General features: G+C 70.7%; 22 protein-coding genes. 14 read left to right on the top strand and 8 right to left on the bottom strand.

Features of this window, described 5'->3' with window-relative positions; all coding sequences use genetic code 11:
- The first annotated feature begins 5 nt into the window (after positions 1 to 5).
- The 6 genes from qcrB to ctaD are packed head-to-tail and all read left to right on the top strand — an operon-like array spanning position 6 to position 6,679.
- Positions 6 to 1,577, top strand: coding sequence for a cytochrome bc1 complex cytochrome b subunit (gene qcrB, locus ACH54P_RS12455; protein ID WP_489912531.1), 1,572 nt, complete (start codon positions 6 to 8; stop codon positions 1,575 to 1,577).
- Complete coding sequence (gene tal / locus ACH54P_RS12450) at positions 1,574 to 2,671, top strand: transaldolase (protein WP_489912530.1); 1,098 nt, start codon at positions 1,574 to 1,576, stop codon at positions 2,669 to 2,671. Before qcrB ends, tal begins: the two co-directional genes overlap by 4 nt.
- 10 nt (positions 2,672 to 2,681) lie before the next feature.
- Positions 2,682 to 3,011: a hypothetical protein gene (locus ACH54P_RS12445; protein ID WP_489912529.1), complete on the top strand. Its 330-nt coding sequence runs from the start codon at positions 2,682 to 2,684 to the stop codon at positions 3,009 to 3,011.
- Positions 3,012 to 3,066: 55 nt separating this feature from the next.
- Complete coding sequence (locus ACH54P_RS12440; protein WP_489912528.1) at positions 3,067 to 3,546, top strand: hypothetical protein; 480 nt, start codon at positions 3,067 to 3,069, stop codon at positions 3,544 to 3,546.
- 11 nt (positions 3,547 to 3,557) lie between these two features.
- On the top strand, positions 3,558 to 4,904 hold the full coding sequence (locus ACH54P_RS12435) for an NAD(P)/FAD-dependent oxidoreductase (protein WP_489912527.1): 1,347 nt from the start codon (positions 3,558 to 3,560) through the stop codon (positions 4,902 to 4,904).
- A complete protein-coding gene (gene ctaD, locus ACH54P_RS12430) occupies positions 4,901 to 6,679 on the top strand; it encodes an aa3-type cytochrome oxidase subunit I (RefSeq protein WP_489912526.1) in 1,779 nt (592 codons plus the stop codon). Before ACH54P_RS12435 ends, ctaD begins: the two co-directional genes overlap by 4 nt.
- A gap of 10 nt (positions 6,680 to 6,689) precedes the next feature.
- On the opposite strand, the gene ACH54P_RS12425 is transcribed toward ctaD, so the two are convergent.
- Positions 6,690 to 6,923: a hypothetical protein gene (locus ACH54P_RS12425; protein ID WP_489912525.1), complete on the bottom strand. Its 234-nt coding sequence runs from the start codon at positions 6,921 to 6,923 to the stop codon at positions 6,690 to 6,692.
- Between the two features lie 103 nt (positions 6,924 to 7,026).
- Between ACH54P_RS12425 and ACH54P_RS12420 the strand changes: the two genes are divergently transcribed.
- The gene (locus ACH54P_RS12420; RefSeq protein WP_489912524.1) at positions 7,027 to 7,698 is read left to right on the top strand and encodes a CGNR zinc finger domain-containing protein; all 672 of its coding nucleotides are present in this window, start codon (positions 7,027 to 7,029) and stop codon (positions 7,696 to 7,698) included.
- On the opposite strand, the gene ACH54P_RS12415 is transcribed toward ACH54P_RS12420, so the two are convergent.
- The 3 genes from ACH54P_RS12415 to mshC form a co-directional block, all read right to left on the bottom strand.
- Positions 7,665 to 8,138 (bottom strand): DUF6292 family protein, encoded by a 474-nt coding sequence (locus ACH54P_RS12415; protein WP_489912523.1) that lies wholly within the window; start codon positions 8,136 to 8,138, stop codon positions 7,665 to 7,667. The two genes, ACH54P_RS12420 and ACH54P_RS12415, sit on opposite strands and share 34 nt — an antisense overlap.
- Positions 8,099 to 8,326, bottom strand: coding sequence for a hypothetical protein (locus ACH54P_RS12410; RefSeq protein WP_489912522.1), 228 nt, complete (start codon positions 8,324 to 8,326; stop codon positions 8,099 to 8,101). Before ACH54P_RS12410 ends, ACH54P_RS12415 begins: the two co-directional genes overlap by 40 nt.
- Positions 8,327 to 8,449: 123 nt before the next feature.
- Positions 8,450 to 9,700: a cysteine--1-D-myo-inosityl 2-amino-2-deoxy-alpha-D-glucopyranoside ligase gene (gene mshC / locus ACH54P_RS12405; RefSeq protein WP_489912521.1), complete on the bottom strand. Its 1,251-nt coding sequence runs from the start codon at positions 9,698 to 9,700 to the stop codon at positions 8,450 to 8,452.
- 117 nt (positions 9,701 to 9,817) lie between these two features.
- Between mshC and ACH54P_RS12400 the strand changes: the two genes are divergently transcribed.
- Positions 9,818 to 10,408 (top strand): uracil-DNA glycosylase family protein, encoded by a 591-nt coding sequence (locus ACH54P_RS12400; RefSeq protein ID WP_489912520.1) that lies wholly within the window; start codon positions 9,818 to 9,820, stop codon positions 10,406 to 10,408.
- Between the two features lie 99 nt (positions 10,409 to 10,507).
- Positions 10,508 to 11,134 (top strand): TetR/AcrR family transcriptional regulator, encoded by a 627-nt coding sequence (locus ACH54P_RS12395; RefSeq protein WP_489912519.1) that lies wholly within the window; start codon positions 10,508 to 10,510, stop codon positions 11,132 to 11,134.
- A 25-nt stretch (positions 11,135 to 11,159) separates the two neighbouring features.
- Here ACH54P_RS12395 and ACH54P_RS12390 read toward each other — a convergent pair whose 3' ends face one another.
- Together ACH54P_RS12390 and msrB are read right to left on the bottom strand one after the other, a co-directional pair.
- Positions 11,160 to 11,720, bottom strand: coding sequence for an MOSC domain-containing protein (locus ACH54P_RS12390; RefSeq protein WP_489912518.1), 561 nt, complete (start codon positions 11,718 to 11,720; stop codon positions 11,160 to 11,162).
- Between the two features lie 52 nt (positions 11,721 to 11,772).
- A complete protein-coding gene (gene msrB / locus ACH54P_RS12385) occupies positions 11,773 to 12,240 on the bottom strand; it encodes a peptide-methionine (R)-S-oxide reductase MsrB (protein ID WP_489912517.1) in 468 nt (155 codons plus the stop codon).
- Between the two features lie 265 nt (positions 12,241 to 12,505).
- Here msrB and ACH54P_RS12380 point away from each other — a divergent pair, with 265 nt between their 5' ends.
- From ACH54P_RS12380 to ACH54P_RS12365, 4 genes are read left to right on the top strand one after another with little or no spacing between them, the layout of a single operon-like run.
- Positions 12,506 to 12,940: a DUF5709 domain-containing protein gene (locus ACH54P_RS12380; RefSeq protein WP_489912516.1), complete on the top strand. Its 435-nt coding sequence runs from the start codon at positions 12,506 to 12,508 to the stop codon at positions 12,938 to 12,940.
- A 28-nt stretch (positions 12,941 to 12,968) separates the two neighbouring features.
- Positions 12,969 to 13,577, top strand: a complete 609-nt coding sequence (locus ACH54P_RS12375) for a sulfite oxidase-like oxidoreductase (RefSeq protein WP_489912515.1) — start codon at positions 12,969 to 12,971, stop codon at positions 13,575 to 13,577.
- On the top strand, positions 13,577 to 14,275 hold the full coding sequence (locus ACH54P_RS12370; protein ID WP_489912514.1) for an FAD-binding oxidoreductase: 699 nt from the start codon (positions 13,577 to 13,579) through the stop codon (positions 14,273 to 14,275). The genes ACH54P_RS12375 and ACH54P_RS12370 overlap by 1 nt, the downstream gene beginning before the upstream one ends.
- 47 nt (positions 14,276 to 14,322) lie before the next feature.
- A complete protein-coding gene (locus ACH54P_RS12365) occupies positions 14,323 to 15,240 on the top strand; it encodes an NADP-dependent oxidoreductase (RefSeq protein WP_489912513.1) in 918 nt (305 codons plus the stop codon).
- Between the two features lie 54 nt (positions 15,241 to 15,294).
- Here the strand turns inward: ACH54P_RS12365 and ACH54P_RS12360 are convergent, their stop codons facing one another.
- A complete protein-coding gene (locus ACH54P_RS12360; protein WP_489912512.1) occupies positions 15,295 to 15,903 on the bottom strand; it encodes a TetR/AcrR family transcriptional regulator in 609 nt (202 codons plus the stop codon).
- Positions 15,904 to 16,048: 145 nt separating this feature from the next.
- On the opposite strand from ACH54P_RS12360, the gene ACH54P_RS12355 reads away from it, so the two are divergent.
- On the top strand, positions 16,049 to 16,180 hold the full coding sequence (locus ACH54P_RS12355; RefSeq protein ID WP_489912511.1) for a hypothetical protein: 132 nt from the start codon (positions 16,049 to 16,051) through the stop codon (positions 16,178 to 16,180).
- 591 nt (positions 16,181 to 16,771) lie between these two features.
- On the opposite strand, the gene ACH54P_RS12350 is transcribed toward ACH54P_RS12355, so the two are convergent.
- Positions 16,772 to 17,959: an oxygenase MpaB family protein gene (locus ACH54P_RS12350; RefSeq protein WP_489912510.1), complete on the bottom strand. Its 1,188-nt coding sequence runs from the start codon at positions 17,957 to 17,959 to the stop codon at positions 16,772 to 16,774.
- Positions 17,960 to 18,004 lie beyond the last annotated feature (45 nt).

Genomic DNA, 18,004 nt, shown 5'->3' with positions numbered 1-18,004 from the left:
GCAGCATGAGCTCACTGACCACGCCGACCAGGGGCACCGGCGCGCTCGAACGACGCCTCGGGGAGGTCGCCGACAACGCGGATCGGCGGTACCACCTGGCCAAGGGCCTGCGGCACCAGATGAACAAGGTGTTCCCGACCCACTGGTCCTTCCTCATCGGCGAGGTGGCGCTGTACAGCTTCCTCCTCGTCATCGCGACCGGCGTGTACCTGACGCTCTTCTTCGACCCCTCGATGCAGGAGGTCGTCTACCACGGCAGCTTCACCACCATGCAGGGCCTGGAGATGTCCCAGGCCTTCCGCACGACGCTGGACATCTCCTTCGACGTCCGCGGCGGGCTCTTCGTGCGGCAGCTGCACCACTGGGGTGCGCTGATCTTCATCGCCGCCTCCCTCCTGCACACCTTCCGGATCTTCTTCACCGGTGCCTTCCGGCGTCCGCGGGAGGCCAACTGGGTCATCGGGGTGCTGCTGCTCCTGATCAGCATGTTCGAGGGCTTCTTCGGCTACTCGCTCCCGGACGACCTGCTGTCCGGCACCGGTATCCGCGCGACGCTGTCGGGCATCGTGCTGTCGGTGCCCGTCGTCGGCACCTGGATCCACTGGGCGCTGTTCGGCGGGGAGTTCCCCGGCGACCGGATCATCCCGCGGCTCTACACCCTGCACATCCTGGTGCTGCCGGGCATCCTCCTCGCCCTCACCGGCGTGCACCTGGCGCTGGTGTGGTACCAGAAGCACACGCAGTTCCCGGGCGTGCGCCGCAAGGAGACCAACGTCGTCGGCATCCGGATCATGCCCGAGTTCGCCCTCCACGGCGGCGCGCTCGCCGTGCTCGTCACGGGCGTGATCGCCCTCATGGCAGGGCTGTTCCAGATCAATCCGGTGTGGAACTTCGGCCCGTACAACCCGGCGCAGGTGTCGGCCGGCTCGCAACCGGACTGGTACATGGCCTGGGCCGACGGCATGCTCCGGATCTGGCCCGCCTGGGAGGTCTACCTCGGGAAGTACACGATCCCGGCGGTGTTCTTCCCCGGCGCGGTCGGCATGCCGCTGCTCTTCAGCATCCTGATCCTCTATCCGTGGATCGAGCGGAAGCTCGCGAAGGACACCGGTCACCGCAACCTGCTCCAGCGGCCGCGCGACGCCCCGGTCCGCACCTCGCTGGGCATGATGGCGCTCGGCTTCCTCCTGGTCATCGAGCTGTCCGGCTTCAACGACATCATCGCCGACCGGTTCCGCATCTCGCTGAACGCGACCACGTGGGCGGGCCGCATCGGCGTGCTGCTCGTGCCGCCGATGGCCTACTACGTCACCTACCGGATCTGCCTGGGCCTGCAGCGGGCCGACCGCGAAGTGCTGGAACACGGCGTCGAGACCGGCATCATCAAACGCCTGCCGCACGGTGCGTTCATCGAAATCCACCAGCCCCTGGCCACCACCCCGCTCGACTACCAGGGCGCACCGGTGCCGAAGAAGATGAACAAGCTCGGGTCCGGCGGCCGGGCCGTGCCCGGTTCACTGTGGACACCGGACCCACCGGAGGAGACCGCGGCGCTGGAAAAGGAACAGACCAAGTGACCGAAGACAAGCCCGGCCGGCTCCGCGCGCTCAGCGACGCCGGCGTTTCCCTCTGGCTGGACGAACTCTCCCGCGACATCCTCGAGGACGGCGAGTTCGAACGCCTGGTGCGAGACTGCTCGGTCGTGGGCGTCACCACGAACCCGACGATCTTCGCGAACGCCGTCGCCCGCGGCAGCCGCTACGCGCTCCAGCTCAACCGCCTGGCCGCGAACGGGATCGACGTCGAGGAGGCCGTTCGCGCGGTGATGATCTGGGACGTCCAGCGCGCGGCGGACGTGCTCCGTCCGGTCTGGGAGAAGACCGGCGGCGTCGACGGCCGGGTGTCGCTGGAGGTCAGCCCCGGGCTCGCCGACGACACCGCCGCGACCATCGCGGAGGCCGGCCAGCTCTGGGAGCTCGTCGACCGGCCGAACCTCCTGGTCAAGATCCCGGCCACGCGGGCCGGTGTCCGAGCCGTCACCGGAGCCCTCGCCGCCGGGGTGAACGTGAACGTCACCCTGGTCTTCTCGGCGCGGCGGTGCGCCGAGGTCGGGGCCGCCTACGTCGACGGGCTCGAGCAGGCCCGGGAGAACGGCCACGACCTCGCGTCGATCCACTCCGTGTCCTCGCTGTTCGTGTCGAGAGTGGACACCGAGGTCGACAAGCGTCTGGACGCGAAGGGCGTCCGGGAGCTGCGGGGCCGCGCAGCCTTGGCCAACGCGCGGCTCGCTCACCAGGCCCTGGCGGAAGTGTGGGAAGGCGACCGGTGGCGGAGCCTGGCCGAGGACGGCGCCCGCCCGCAGCGGCTCCTGTGGGCCTCCACCGGGGTGAAGGATCCGTCCTTTCCGGACACCAAGTACATCACCGGGCTGGTCACGCCCGGAACCGTGTTCACGATGCCGCCCGCGACGCTCTCGGCGTTCGCCGACCACGGCGACGTCGCGGGGGACCAGGTCGCCAGGCGCGGCGAAGAGGCGGCGGCGGACGTCGCCGCCCTCGCCGCGGCCGGGATCGACCTCGATGACGTCGGCACCACGCTCGAGCAGGAGGGCGTCGCGAAGTTCGCGGCCAGCTGGGCCGCCCTGCACGCCTCGGTCGGCATCCGGCCCTGAAAGGAGTCCCATGCCCCGTTCACTGGAGTCACTCAGCCCCGTCGATGGCGAGCGAGTGGCCGCGAAGAACCTGGTCGCCGCCCTGACAGCCGGTCGGATCGTCTACGACGACGGCGCCGAGCAAGTCTTCGACGCCGACGGCGTCACCACCTACGTCGAGCGGGGCCACCCGACGCGCGGGGAGTGGTACGTCGACAGCCACGGCCGCTTCGCCTCGTTCTGGCCACCCGGCTACCGCGCCTCGTACGACTTGCGGTGGCTGGTCGAGGGCGGCTCGATCGCCGGCCTGCGCTTCACCCACACCGAAGACGGTTCGGAGTTCTCCGGCCGCTACGCCTGAAGCCGGGCCGCACGAACGGCGGTAAGAAGTCCGGCCGGCCCGGCGCCAAGCAACCATGACGAACGCAGTGAACGGCAAAGCGGTGCTCCACCTGCCCCGCTTGGTCGCGAAGGTGGACCGGGTGCTGGCGGCCGTGGTCACGGTGCAGGCCGTGCTCGTGCTGGCCGACTTCCTGCTGCTCGGGCTGCTCTCCGGAGGTGTCGCCCTGCTGGAAGGGGCGTGCCTCGCCGTGTTCGGCATCGCCGGTCCCGCGATCGGCATCACGCGCCACTTCCGGGTCGCGGCACGGGACGGAGCGGCTCTCGTCCTGGCCTCGGCCTCCGGCTCGCTGGTCCTGGGCGTGCTGTTCCACTTCGTCCTCGGTGGGCCCGCCCGCGTCCGCGTCGTCGTGCATTCCGGGGCGACCGTCCTGGCCCGGGTCTTCGAAGTCTCCGTGACGCTCCAGATGGCCGCGAGCGCGGTGGCACTGCTGGTCGCCGCGCTCGCCGTGCGCCGCCGGACGTCGATCTTGTCCCTCGGCCGGCTTCCCCGGTGAGGCGAGACGGTATGCGCAGGATCTTGATCGTCGGCGGCGGCTACGCGGGCTTCTACGCCGCCTGGAAGCTCGAGAAGAAGCTGCGGCGGGGACAGGCCGAAGTCACCGTGGTCGACCCGCGGCCGTACATGACCTACCAGCCGTTCCTGCCCGAGGTGGTGGCCGGCTCGATCGAGGCCCGGCACGCCGCGGTGTCGCTGCGCCGCCACCTGCACCGCACGCGCGTCATCGCCGGGACGGTCACCGCGATCGACCACGAGCACCGGGTGGTCACGGTCCGGCCCGCCGACGGCGACGCGTTCGAACTGGGCTACGACCTCGTGGTGGTCACCGCCGGCGCGGTCACCCGCAAGTTCCCGGTGCCCGGCATCGCGGAGCAGGCGATCGGGCTCAAGCACGTCGAGGAAGCGGTCGCGATCCGCGACCGGCTGCTCACGTCCTTCGACCGGGCGGCCACGCTCCCGCCGGGGCCGTCGCGGCAGAGGCTGCTCACCGTCACCTTCGTCGGCGGCGGCTTCTCCGGCGTCGAAGGCTTCGCCGAGCTGCTGTCGCTGGCGACGTCGCTGCTGCGGCGCTATCCCGAACTGGACCGCGGCGAGCTGCGGTTCCACCTGGTCGAGGCGTCCGGCCGGATCCTGCCCGAGGTGACCGGCTCGCCCGGCCGCTGGGTGGTGCGCTTCCTGCAACGGCGAGGTGGGCGGGTGCACTTGAACACCCAGGTCGAGTCGGCGACCGGTGGGCGAGTGGTGCTCTCCACCGGCGAGACGTTCGGCTCGGAGCTGATCGTGTGGACGGCGGGCAACGCGGCGAACCCGGTCGTGGGCAGGCACACCGACCTGCCGGTGGACGAACGCGGGTTCCTCGTCGTCCGGCCCGACCTCCGGGTCGGGACCGACCTCGAGCCGATCCCCGACGCGTGGGCCGCCGGGGACGACGCCGGGATCGAGGACCTCACCGCGCCGGTCCCGGGCACCCGCACGGTGCCCAACGCCCAGCACGCCGTCCGCCAGGGCAAGCTGCTCGCCCGCAACATCACCGCGACCCTGCACGGCGGAAAGCCGAAGAACTACCGGCACCGCAGCCTCGGCGCGGTGGCGACGCTCGGCATCGGGCACGGCATCTTCCAGTACCGGCGGCTGGTGCTCAAAGGGCCGCTGGCCTGGCTGCTCCACCGCGGCTACCACGTGCTGGCGATCCCCAGCTGGGAACGCAAGGTCCGCGTGCTGGCGATCTGGCTGACCGCCGGGTTGTCCGGCCGCGACATCGTCTCGCTGGCGTCGGTGCAGCAGCCGCGCACCGCGTTCGTCAACGGTGGGGAACCGCCGGAAAACTCGTTGCCCAGCTGGAGCAAACCATGAAGACCACCGCCCCCGTCCCCATCGTCACGCGGCCCTACCCCGTGCGCCGTTCCGTAAAGGGTTCGGCGTTGCTGCGGCTGATGCGCACCACGGACCACAAGCAGATCGGCGTGATGTACCTGGTCACGGCCTTCGCCTTCTTCATGATCGGCGGGGCGATGGCGATGCTGGTCCGCACCGAGCTCGCGCGGCCCGGCCTGCAGTTCCTCTCGCAGGAGCAGTACAACCAGCTGTTCACCATGCACGGCACGATCATGCTGCTGATGTACGCGACCCCGATCCTGTTCGGCTTCGCGAACTTCATCCTGCCGCTGCAGATCGGCTCGCCCGACGTCGCCTTCCCGCGGCTGAACGCGTTTTCGTACTGGCTCTACCTCTTCGGCAGCCTGACTGTCGTCTCGGGTTTCCTCACCCCCGGTGGCGCGGCGGAGTTCGGCTGGACGGGCTACACGCCGTTGTCCGAAGCCACGCACACTCCCGGCCCCGGCACCGACCTGTGGATCATGGGCCTGATCGTCAGCGGCCTCGGCACCATCCTCGGCGCCGTCAACATGATCACCACCGTGATCTCGCTGCGCGCGCCGGGCATGACGATGTACCGGATGCCGATCTTCACCTGGAACATCCTGGTGACGTCGATCCTGATCCTCGTCGCGTTCCCCATCCTCACCGCGGCGTTCTTCGGGCTGGAAGCCGACCGCCGGCTGGGCGCGCACGTGTTCGACCCCGCCAACGGAGGTGTGATCCTCTGGCAGCACCTGTTCTGGTTCTTCGGCCACCCCGAGGTGTACATCATCGCGCTGCCGTTCTTCGGCATCGTGTCGGAGATCTTCCCGGTCTTCAGCCGCAAACCGCTCTTCGGCTACAAGAGCCTGGTCTGGGCGACGCTGGCCATCGCCGCCCTCTCGTTTTCCGTCTGGGCGCACCACCTCTACGCCACCGGCGCCGTGCTGCTGCCGTTCTTCTCCTTCATGACGTTCCTGATCGCCGTCCCGACCGGCATCAAGTTCTTCAACTGGATCGGCACGATGTGGAAGGGCCAGCTGTCCTTCGAGACGCCGATGATCTTCTCGATGGGCTTCATCGTCACGTTCCTCTTCGGCGGCCTGACCGGCATCATGCTGGCCGCGCCGGCGATCGACTTCCACGTGTCGGACAGCTACTTCGTCGTCGCGCACTTCCACTACGTGCTCTACGGCACGATCGCCTTTGCGACCTTCGCCGGTATCTACTTCTGGTTCCCGAAGATCACCGGCCGGATGATGGACGAGAAGCTCGGCAAGTGGCACTTCTGGACCACGTTCATCGGCTTCCACATGACGTTCCTCGTCCAGCACTGGCTGGGCGCGGAGGGCATGCCGCGCCGGTACGCGGACTACCTGACCAGTGACGGCTTCACCACGCTGAACACGATCTCCACGATCGGTGCGTACATCCTCGGTGCCTCGACGCTGCCGTTCATCTGGAACGTCTTCAAGAGCTACCGCTACGGCGAGATCGTCACGGTGGACGACCCGTGGGGCTACGGCAACTCGCTCGAGTGGGTGACGTCCTGCCCGCCGCCGCGGCACAACTTCACCGAGCTGCCCCGGATCCGCTCCGAGCGCCCCGCGTTCGAGCTGCACTACCCGCACATGCTCGAGCGCATCCACAACGAGGGTGAGATCGGCTTCTTCGGGAAGCAGCGGGTCAACAGCCACGCGGCCCCGTCGCAGGTGCTCACCGAAGCGGTGATCCCGGGAGACCACTCCCAGGACAACGCCGGCGAGCAGTGACCTTGACCGGTCAGCGGAGCTCGTCGCCACCGCATTCGCGAATGGCGCGCACCAGGGCCTCGTGATCACGGGAGCAGGCCGGGCACGACTTCAGGTGCGCGGCCGGCCCGGGGAAAAGCCGTTCGGGGTGCTCACCGGCGGCGGCCGTTTCCGAGTAGGCGGGGAGCGCGTCGAGGGCGAGGTCGCACCCGATGTCCCGCGGATCGGTCCGGAGGAACTCGTCCAGTGCGTCCCAGTCGCTCATGCCCTGCCTCGGGAGTTTCGAGCCGCGGTCTTGGACGTTGGCACCTGATCTTCGACGGTTCTTACGCGCGGCAACACCCGGCTCATCGGAAGAAGGTGAAGAGATGCCGACGCCACGGCGCCACGTGCGGCTCGCCGGCGAGGAGCTGCCGGTCGACCTCATGAACACGGTGTGGTCGGGCCCCGGCGGCGTCACCGACGTCCTGGCCACCTCGGAGTCCTCGATGGACTGGATCCGGGAGATCGCGCCGAGGCTGGCTCAGCGGCCCCCGTCGTTCACGCATTGGCTGGCGTCGGCGACTCCGTTGAGCGCTCGCATGGCGGCCTACGACCTGCGGAGGCTGCGTGACGCGGTCCGCGGTCTGGCGGGTGAGCTGACGGAGGACCGGCGCCAGGGGATCCCGCCGGTGGTCGCGGATCGCGCCACGGCGCTGGAAGTCCTCAACGGCGCGGTCGCCGGGGCGCCCCACTGGCCGGCGTTGGTGTGGCGGCCGCGGTCCGAACCCGAGCTGGGCGTCCAGGGCGAGGTGCCGGGTGGGGTCGTGGCGGTCAGCCAGATCGCCCGGCAGGCGGTGGAGCTGTTCGGCGGCCGCGACCGGCAGCGCCTGCGTGCCTGTCCGGCGCCCGGCTGCTCCAACTACTTCCTCGACTTCGGTCGTCGCGGGCGGCGCACCTGGTGCTCGCCCTCGTGCGGTGCGCGTGTCCGGACCGCGCGGAAAGGCAACCCGGCTGACATCGCCGCTCACCGAGGCCACCGTCGGCCGTCGGGCCGGTAGCGCCGCAGCCCGTCCAGCAGCACCGCTTCGCCGTCACGCAGCACGGGAGCGACCGGCACGGCGGGTACGTCGCCGTACCGCACGGCGGCCAGGAACCGGGCCAGCCGCTGCGGCCCGGGCACCAGCTCGCCGCCGAGGTAGGCGACCACGAGCAGGTCCTGAGCGGAGTCGTGCTCGACCGCGGCCGACCAGCCGTGCCGCTCGTCCCAGAGCAGGGCGACGTCCCGGCCCGGATGCCGCGGCAACCGCGTGTCCAGCGCGATGTACGCGGACGCCGGGTTGCCGAAATCGGCCGTGCAGGACTCCGCCCCCACGCCGACGGCCGTGCTCACCGCCGCGAGGTAGGCCGGAAGGCGGTGGTGGAGGACGAGTTCCCGATCGTGCCCGTTCGGCAGGGAGATCACCGGCGTGACGTCGCGCTGTCGAGCGGGACATCCCACGCGGCGATCGTCGACGACGGGCAGGCGACGATCCGGAACCGGCCGCGGTACTGCGCGGTGCGAGCCGCGTCGTGGTGCTTCCGGAGGGCCAGTGCCGCGTTCAGGCCGAGTGCGGTGCAGCCGGTCAGGTCGACGGTGACGATCCCGCGGCAGACGGCCGTCGCGAAGTCGAGCTCGGTCACGAGCACGTCGTCCCCTCCCTGCGGGTGATCGCTGGTTGGCGGCCACCGGCGACCGACTCTTACCGCTGCCGCGAAGATTCCGGCCGGGCCTGCGCGGCAGGCGGCTCGCACCCGGTCATCGGCACGGTCTTACCCGGCGGTCTCCAGGGTGACCCCGAGGAGAGCGTCGACGGCGGTCCGGATCAAGGCGGGGGCGTCGGCATCCGTGCCCCGCTGCCGCAGCGCGTCCGCCACCCACGCGTCGACGGCCGCGAGCGCCGACGGGGTGTCCAGGTCGTCGGCGAGACGGTCCCGCAGGGTGGTGACCGTGCCCTCGGCCGCCGGGCCCGCGTGCGCCGACGTCGCCGCCCGCCAGCGCGCGAGCCGCTCCTGGGCCTGGTGCAGCAGCTCGTCGGTCCACGCGCGGTCGGTGCGGTAGTGCCCGGCGAACAGCGCGAGCCGCATCGCCGACGGGTCCACGCCGTCGGCCCGCAGCCGCGACACGAACACCAGGTTGCCCTTCGACTTCGACATCTTCTCGCCGTCCAGCGCGATCATCCCGGCGTGGACGTAGTGCCGGGCGAACGGATGGGCGCCCGCCCGGGCCTCCGCGTGCGCGGCGCTGTACTCGTGGTGGGGGAACACCAGGTCCGACCCGCCGCCCTGGACGTCGAACCCGAGGCCGAGCCGGTTGAGCGCGATCGCGCTGCACTGGACGTGCCAGCCGGGCCGCCCCGCGCCGAGCCCGGAGTCCCGCGACGGCTCGCCGGGCCGGGCGAGCCGCCACAGCAGCGCGTCGAGCGGGTCGCGCTTGCCCGGGCGGTCCGGGTCGCCGCCGCGCTCGGCGAAGAACCTCGCCATCGTCGCCTCGTCGTAGTTCGACTCGGCGCCGAACCGGCCGGTGTACGACCGGTCGAAGTAGACGTCCGGGTAGGCGGGGTCGTCGGCCCGGTAGGCCGAGCCGTTGGCGAGGAGCTCGGCGATCATCTCGGCGATCTCGGGAACGGCCTCCACGGCGCCGACGAACTCCCGCGGCGGCAGCACCCGCAGCGCCGCCATGTCCGCGCGGAACAGCGCGGTCTCGCGTCTGCCGAGCGCCTCCCAGTCTTCGTGGTCCCGCTCGGCGCGCTCCAGCAGGGGCTCGTCGATGTCGGTGACGTTCTGGACGTAGTGGACGTCGTGGCTGGCGTCGCGCCACAGCCGGTGGACGAGGTCGAACGCCAGGTACGTCGCCGCGTGCCCGAGGTGGGTCGCGTCGTAGGGCGTGATGCCGCAAACGTACATCTTCGCCACGGGGCCCGGTGCCGTCGCCCTGAGCCGGCCGGTGGCGGTGTCGTGAAGCCGCAACGGGGGCGGGGTTCCGGGAACGCGGGGCACGGCGGCCGAAGACCAAGTCTGCATGCCCCGACCCTAGGGGAGAACCGCCCCGGATGGACGAGATGGTCCACTTCGAGTATTGTCCCGCTCGGCTCGGGCGAGCCGCGCCCGACCTTCCCGACGACGAAACCCGGAGTGCAGTTGGCAGACGTTTTGCGCGCGGTCGTGGACGAGCTGACGTCGGACCCCTCCAACGCGTGGGCCCGGGACCTCGGCTACCGGCCCGTGTGGGCCGGGTCGCCGTCCGCGCGGATCGTGATCATCGGCCAGGCGCCGGGGTGGCGGGCCCAGGAGAGCGGGATCCCGTGGGACGACGCCAGCGGCGTGCGGCTGCGCTCGTGGCTCGGCGTCCGCGACGACGAGTTCTACGATCCCGGGCTGTTCGCCATCGTGCCGATGGACTTCTACTTCCCGGGCAAGGGCAAGACGGGCGACCTGCCCCCGCGCCGGGACTTCGCGCCGCGGTGGCATCCGCGGATCCTGGCGGGGCTGCCCGACGTCACCCTCCGCGTGCTCATCGGCACGTACGCGCAGCGGTTCCACCTCGCCGGCCGGGCCAAGGCGAACCTCACCGAGACCGTGCGGGCCTACGGCGAATACCTCCCCGCCGAGTTCCCGCTGGTGCACCCGTCACCGCTGAACTACCGCTGGCACGCCCGGAACACGTGGTTCGAGGCCGAGGTCGTCCCCGCGCTGGCCGGCCGGGTCGCGCTCGCGCTGGGCCGCGGCTGACGACGTCGGCAAGTGGTCCGTAAGGTCCGTCTTCGGCAGCGCAACGACCGCCGACCCGGGCTCGGCCGCCGAGCCGCGCCGGTGCGATAATGTGGTGCCGTGGTGGAACCGGAGAGCTCTGTGAGGCCGGTCCGGCGGACGGCGCGTGGTGAGGCGACCCGGGCGCGGATCCTGCGGGCCGCTGTCGACTTGATGACGGTGAAAGGGGTGGCCGCCACCACGCTCGACGACGTCCGCGCGGCGAGCAGCACCAGCAAGTCACAGCTCTACCACCACTACCCCGACAAGGACGCCCTGGTCCAGGACGTGATCGAGTACCAGGCCGAAGAGGTGCTGACCACCCAGGGGGAGCAGCTGCGGCGGCTCAATTCGATCCGCGGGCTGGAGCGCTGGCGGGACGCGATCGTCCAGCGCAGTGCGCTGCGCAACGGGGCTCACGGTTGCCGCCTGGGTTCGCTGGCGAGTGAGCTTTCGGATCAGAACGAGCGGGCGCGGTCGGCACTGGCGGGCCATTTCGAGACCTGGCGCGGTCTGATCACCGACGGCCTGCGGCGGATGCGGGACGCCGGGAAGCTGCGGCCCGACGCCGACCCCGAACGGCTCGCCATCGGCCTGATGGGCGCCCTGCAGGGCGGGTACCTGCTCGCGCAGACCGAGCACGACGTCAAGCCGATGCGCATCGCGCTCGACATGGCCATCGACCACATCCGCAGCTACCAGCCCTGAGCTCCGCGCCGCGGCGGCAGCTACGTCAGGCCACGGGGGAGCGCACCACGGTGAGGGTCGCGGGACCGGTCCGCAGGATTCCGTCATCGAGAGGGGCGCACCGCACGCCGCCGCGCCCGCGCAGCCCGCGGAACGCGCCGGGCGCCAGCACCACGTCCATCCAGGCGCACGGGTGAGCCGGGCGGCAGGCCTGGAACCGGACTTCGCCCGCCCCGGAGTCGAGGCCGAAGACCGCTCCGGTCCCGCCCCGCGGCGCGGCCAGCTCGTCGACGGGAAACCCGCGCACGACGATGTTGCGTCGCGGCAGGTGGGGCCCCGGCGCCGCGGCGAGGCCGAGGTCCCGGGCCAGAACGTCGAGCGACTCCGCGGCGAAGAGGGTGACGGCGGCCCGGCGGTGGGCGGGCTGGTTGAAGTACCGGTCCCCGACGAGCCCGAGCCCGGCGCGCACGGTCACCTCGTCGCGCTCGCCGGGTTCCGGGTCGGGCCGCGGACCGTCCGCGGGGCGGCCTTCGAAGGCGTGCGCGGGGGAGACCAGCAGCGCGACGATTTCCACCGGGGCCGAGATCGTGCCGGACGGTTCCGCCATGGCTCTCCTCGATCGCGCCGGCGCGCGAACCGGAGTTCGCGCGCCGGCGACCTCACTTGCCGTCGGTGTCGCTCGTGAACAGGGTGCGGTAGTCGCCGTAGCCCGCCGCTTCCAGGTCGTCGAGGTGGATGAACCGCAACGACGCGGAGTTGATGCAGTAGCGCATCCCGCCCTTGTCGAGCGGGCCGTCGTCGAAGACGTGGCCCAGGTGGCTGTCCCCGTGCAGCGAGCGGACCTCCGCCCGGATCATCCCGTGGCTGAAGTCTTCCCGCTCGACGACGTTCGATCTGACGATCGGCTTGGTGAAGCTCGGCCAGCCCGACCGGCTGTCGTACTTGTCGACCGAAGCGAACAACGGCTCGCCGGACACGACGTCGACGTAGATGCCCGGCTCGTGGTTGTCCCAGTACACGTTCGCGAACGGACGCTCCGTGCCGTCCTGCTGGGTCACGCGGTACTGCTCCGGATCCAGCCGCGACACGGCTTCCGGACTCTTGTGGTACTTGGCCTGCTGAGGCACAGCTCTCCCTTCCCCGCCTTGCGGCGAAGCCGGCGCACCAGGTGAAACGCACCTGGACGTGCAGAGGTACAGACGTGCGGCGCACCCGCGCTATTCCGCGGACGGCCGGTCGGCGCGGGCGCGTTCTTCTTTCGTAAGGACTGGGCGAACACGCCCACCTGAATGGACCGTGGGGTCCACCTCGGTGTCTTGTCGAAGATGGACTAAATGGTCCAGAGGGGCTAGGGTTGCCGAGAACGACGCGGCGGATCGAATGCGAGAACCCATGAGTGACGACTCCGACGAGTACGACGGCGGTTTCGACCTGGACAACGGTCTGCTGGAGCCCGAGGACAGCCTCGTGGACCGCGGAGTGGCGGACGTGCTGGACGAGGGCTACACCCCGCCGGACCACCCCATCGCCGTCTTCGACTGGGGCACGACGGCGCGGGAGGCCGCCGGCCACGAAGAGCTCGGCAAACGGCTCGCCCGGGAGCTGCCGGACGTCTTCGCCGTCGCGGACCGGGGCGACGGGCTCGGTGACGCGTCCGACACGGACGGCGAACTGTACGACGACCAGGTCGGCGTGGCGCGGGCCGGACGGCTGGTCGAGGACCCGGACGCGGACGAGGTGTACCCCTACCTGTTCGCCTCCGACGTGGGTTTGGACGGCGCCGCGGCGTCCGCCGAAGAAGCGGCCGTCCACATCGTCCCGGAATGACCGCGAAACACCAGAAAGGCAGAGACAGATGGTGATCACCAGAGGCTTCGTCGGGCGCGGGCGCGCCGGCCAGGACCCCCGGCTGCCACCCGGGCAGTACGACGCGGGCAACGATTGGCCGGTCCTGCACGCGGAAGCGACGCCGTCGATCGACACCGCGACGTGGACCTTCACCATCGACGGCCTCGTCGACACGCCGACCACCTGGACGTGGGACGAGATCCACGCGCTCCCGGGCGACCGTTACGAAGGCGCGATCCACTGCGTCACGACGTGGTCCAAGTTCGGCATGAGGTTCGACGGCGTCTCCATCGACACCCTGCTCGAAGTCACCGGGGTGCGCGACGACGCGGCCTACGTCCTGGCGCGGTCGCACACCGGCTACACGACCAACCTGCCGATCGAGGACGTGGTCGACGGCCGGGCCTGGGTGGTGTGGGACGTCGACGGCGCACCGCTGGACGACATCCACGGCGGCCCGGCCCGGCTGCTGGTGCCGCACCTGTACTTCTGGAAGAGCGCGAAATGGGTGTCCGGGCTGAAGTTCATGGCCGAGGACCAGCAGGGCTTCTGGGAACGCAACGGCTACCACGACCACGGCGACCCCTGGCTCGAGCAGCGTTACCAGGGCGACTGATGGCCACGGCTTCGTCCTGGCAGACCGGCGTCGTGACCGCGATCGGCGAGGAGACCCCGCACGCGAAGACGTTCCGGCTGCGGCTCGCCGAACCCCGGACGCACCGGGCCGGCCAGTTCTACGTCGTCCGGCTGACCGCCCCGGACGGCTACCACGCCCAGCGGGACTACTCGGTGGCCAGCGCGCCCGGCGGCGAGGACATCGAGCTCACGGTCGAGAAGCTGCCGGACGGCGAAGTGTCGGCGTTCCTGCACGACGTGGTCGAAGCCGGTGACACGCTGCAGGTCCGCGGCCCGATCGGCAGGTTCTTCTCCTGGGACGGCGCCGCGCCGATCCTGGGCGTCGCCGGGGGCTCCGGGGTGGTCCCGCTCATGTCCATGCTGCGGCTGGCCCGTGGCTCGGGCCGAGCCGGCCTGATGCGGTTGATCGTGTCCGTTCGATCACCCGAAGAGCTTTACTACGCGGACGAAATCACCGGTCCGGAGACCACGGTCGTCTACACCCGCCAAGGCCCCGCGGGCGGTGCCCGGCCCGTGGGCCGGCTCACGGCCGACGACCTCCGGCCGCTGGCCGAGGCGGACCGCGAGGTCTACGTTTGCGGTTCGCAAGGGTTCTGTGACGCGGCGACCGGTCTGCTCGCCGACGTCGGAGTCGAAGCGAAGCGGATCCGCGTGAGCCGGTTCGGGCCGACCGGCTGAGCCGGTCGTCGTCGTGGCTGTGACCAATGGATGCAGGAAGGTGCCGGATGAAGGCGATCGTGGTGACGGACCAGGCCGCGGGAACGGCCGGGATGACGGTGGCGGAGCGGCCGCGACCGGAGGCGGCGGGCAACGACGTCCTCGTCGAGGTGCACGCGTCGGGGTTCACCCCGGGTGAGCTGACGTGGCCCTCGGCCTGGGTCGACCGGCTCGGCCGCGACCGGACGCCGTCGGTGCCCGGGCACGAGCTGGCCGGCGTGGTCAGCGCGCTCGGGTACGGCACGCGGGGGCTGTCGGTGGGGCAGCGGGTGTTCGGCCTGACCGACTGGACCCGCGACGGCACGTTGGCGGAGTACGCGGCCGTCGAGGCGCGGAACCTCGCGCCGTTGCCGGGTGACGTCGACTTCACGGCCGGGGCGAGCCTGCCGATCTCGGGCCTGACCGCGTGGCAGGGGCTGTTCGTGCACGGCCGCGTCGAGGCGGGGCAGAGCGTCCTGGTGCACGGGGTGGCCGGTGGGGTCGGTTCGATGGTGGCGCAGCTCGCGCACGAGGCGGGCGCGTACGTCATCGGCACCGGGCGCGCCGCCGACCGTCAGGCGGCGCTCGGCTTCGGGGCGCGGGAGTTCGTCGACCTGGAGCACGACTCGCTGGAGGAGACCGGCGGGGTCGATCTGGTTTTCGACGTCTTCGGCGGGGACGTCCAGAAGCGGTCCGCGCGCCTGGTTCGCGCCGGGGGGACGCTGGTGACGATCGCCGGTCCGCCGGAGGCGCGGCCCGCCGACGGCTTGGCGGTCGACTTCGTCGTCGAAGCCGACCGCGCTCAGCTCGGCGAGATCGTCCGGCGGGTCCGCGAGGGCCGGCTGAAGACGAACATCGGCAAGGTTGCGAGCCTCGACGACGCCGTCGCCGCCTTCGACCCGGCGGAGCGGGTCAAGGGCAAGACGATCATCCGCGTTCGTCCGTAGCGGTCCGTCGCCGGCGGGCAGGGCGGCCCGCCCGAATGTGGACCACGTAGTCCATTACGTCGCGTGGGCACGGACCTGGTCGAACGCCATCTCCAGCGTCGCGCGCAATTGGTCGGCGTCCTGGGTGAGGTGCGCCAGCAGGTGACCTCCCTGCAGGGCGGCGATGAGGCCGATGGCGAGTTTCCCGGTGTCCGCGCCGCGGTCGAGTTCACCGGCGGCCTGGAGGCGCGACAAGGCTGAAGCCAGCAGTGTCTTCCACTGGGAGAACGCGTCCGCGAGCGCGCGGTGACCCCGATCGTGGCGGTCGGCGAGGAGGTGGATCAGCGAACCGAGCGCGCAGCCGCCTTCCGGCGTGGGCGGGTCGAGCAGCCACTGTTCCAGGTCGTCGAGGTGCTGTACGGCGTCCAGGCGCGGCCGCTGAGCCCGGACCACGGCGTCGAGCTGGGTCGACACGATTGCTTCCACGATCGCGTCGGGGTCCGGGAACGATTGCTCGAGTTCGGCTCGGCTCACCCCGGCGGCGGCTTGGATCCGCGCCGGGCTGAGCGAGCTGACGCCGTGGCGCACCAGGAGGGCGGTCGCCGCCGCTACGACGCGTGCCCGGGAATCCGGCTGCGAGGTGTCGAGACGCGGGCCGGGCCCGTCGTTCCAGTCGGCCGTCATGGCTTGCACAGTAGTCGTTCCGGCCCCGGCCGGGTGTATCCGCCCCCAGCCAAAGATGGACCGTTTGGTCCTTAGTTGAGGGTTTCGGCGTGCTCGATGGCCGCCGGGATCAGGGAGTGAACGGGGGCGGCCCGAACGACGGGGAGTGGCCGGCATCGCCAACCCGGCGAGCACGCTGCGGCGTTCCCGCAGGGGGCCGAAGTCGATCTGGCCGGCCGCGGCGGACGTCGCCGACGAGGTCGGCTTCTTCCACGACACGGTTGCCGAGTACAGCTGAGCCCGCGATGTCGCGGGCCTGGGGCCGGGAACGCAGCGCCGGCTTGTCGCTCCGGTGCTGGAGTTGTGCCGTCACTTCGACTGCGTGCCGTGGCGGCTGACCTCGCGGCAGCTGGATCGCCACTTCGCGGGGCCGGGCAAGCGCACCGGGCATCTCCGGTTCACCCGACTTCGCGATGGCGTCCCCCTGTACTGCTGGTTAGAGTTTCTTCACGACCAACGCAATTAACGGTTGGGAGGTCAGGTGGACGGTCACGTCGGCGACGTGCATGTCGGAACACGTGTCACCTACCGGACCCGGATGAACGACGTTGGTACTCCTGGCTCACACGTGACGGGAACCGTTTCCGGAGTCGCAGTCTTCGACCGTTACACGATGGAAACCTGGATACCCGTCCATCGTGACGGAACCTCTTCAGACATCGAACCCACTCTCATTCGGTGGGCGGCTATTGTGGAGATCGTGTCTTCGCCCTGACGGCAAAGCTTCGCCGTAGGGCGGTAATACGCGTCCGAGCGGGCCGCGCACGCCGGGTGCTCCACAGGTCGGCTTCACGATGCGGCGCGAGCCGCACGGCCCCTTTCTCCCTGCTTACCGGCCTTCCGGCTCAGCGCCTGAGGAAGGCGTTCGCCGGACGGGGCAGACACCGGCGGCGAGCCACTTCTCCCGCAGGCCTGCCGGGATGTTCAACGCGGTCGGCTGACCGTTGGTGAGGGTGCGCACGCTGCCGCCGAGCAGCAGGTCGCCTGCCTTGTCGAGCACCGCCGTGGCGGTCCGGCTGCGGTCTTCCGATCGTTCGAGCAGCCGCATCAAGCGCGTTCCGGCACCGACCACGCGGCTCCAGCCCCGGGAGCGCGGCACTTCGAGCCAGCCGGCGACCTCCGGGGTGACGACCTGGCGGACGACCGCGGCGGCCACCCCGTCGAACGCCTTGCCGGGGATCATGCCCTCGTACAGCCGCAGCAGGTTGCGGGTGAGCTCGATCCCTTCGGCGGACGGCCCATAGGTCGCCTCGACGACTTCCGCGTTCAGCTCCCGGGCCCCGGCCAGCGTCTCCGGCATGGCGCCGGCCGGGATGCCGAGCATCGCACCCGTCACGCGCCAGACGTAGTAGTAGTCCTCCGCCTCGCGTTCGGTCACGGAGATCCCGATGCGGCGCATGCCGTCGATGACCTGGACCGAGAAGATGAGCAGCGCCCCCAGCATGTCCTGCTGGCACAGCGGCACCCCGTCCGCCGCCGCGTCCCACTCGCCGGAGCGGGTGATGAAGTACCGGACGGCGGCGTGGATGAGCCGTGTCTTCTGGATCGTCGGCACGAAGGCGCCGCCGGAGCCGAACGGCGCGGGACCCATCATGTTCAGCACGAACTGCGAGGTTTCCGACAACCGCCGGTGCGGCTGGTTGAGCCGGTGCGTCAACGCCAGCACCCGCGACGGTCGCGGCTGCGCGTAGCAGTTCACCATCGCCCCGAACGACAGCACCGACGCGACGTGCACCCCGTCGTCGACGAAGAACTCGTACGCGTCCGCGACCCGATCGAGGTCCGCCCACTCCGGTGGGAGGTCCGTGGCGACGAGGTAGCGGCGCACCGACTCCGGCAGGTGCTCGGGAATGGGCTGGTCGTTGTCCCGGAAATGCGCCAGGACCTCGTTGACCACCCCGGTCTTCCCGCTGGACACCAGATCCGCGATCACGGCGTCGGCGAGCGGGTCACCGTGGAACTTCAGCTCTTCGAAAGCGGGCGATCCGGCCGCTGTGGATTTTGGGGTTTCCAGCACCCGCTGATTCTCGGCGGGACGGAAATGCGCGACTAGCGCCATCCG

The organism is Amycolatopsis sp. N2S4-7 (assembly GCF_058119595.1).
The sequence above is the reverse complement of the archived record's forward strand: the minus strand, read 5'-3'. Positions and strand labels throughout refer to the sequence as shown.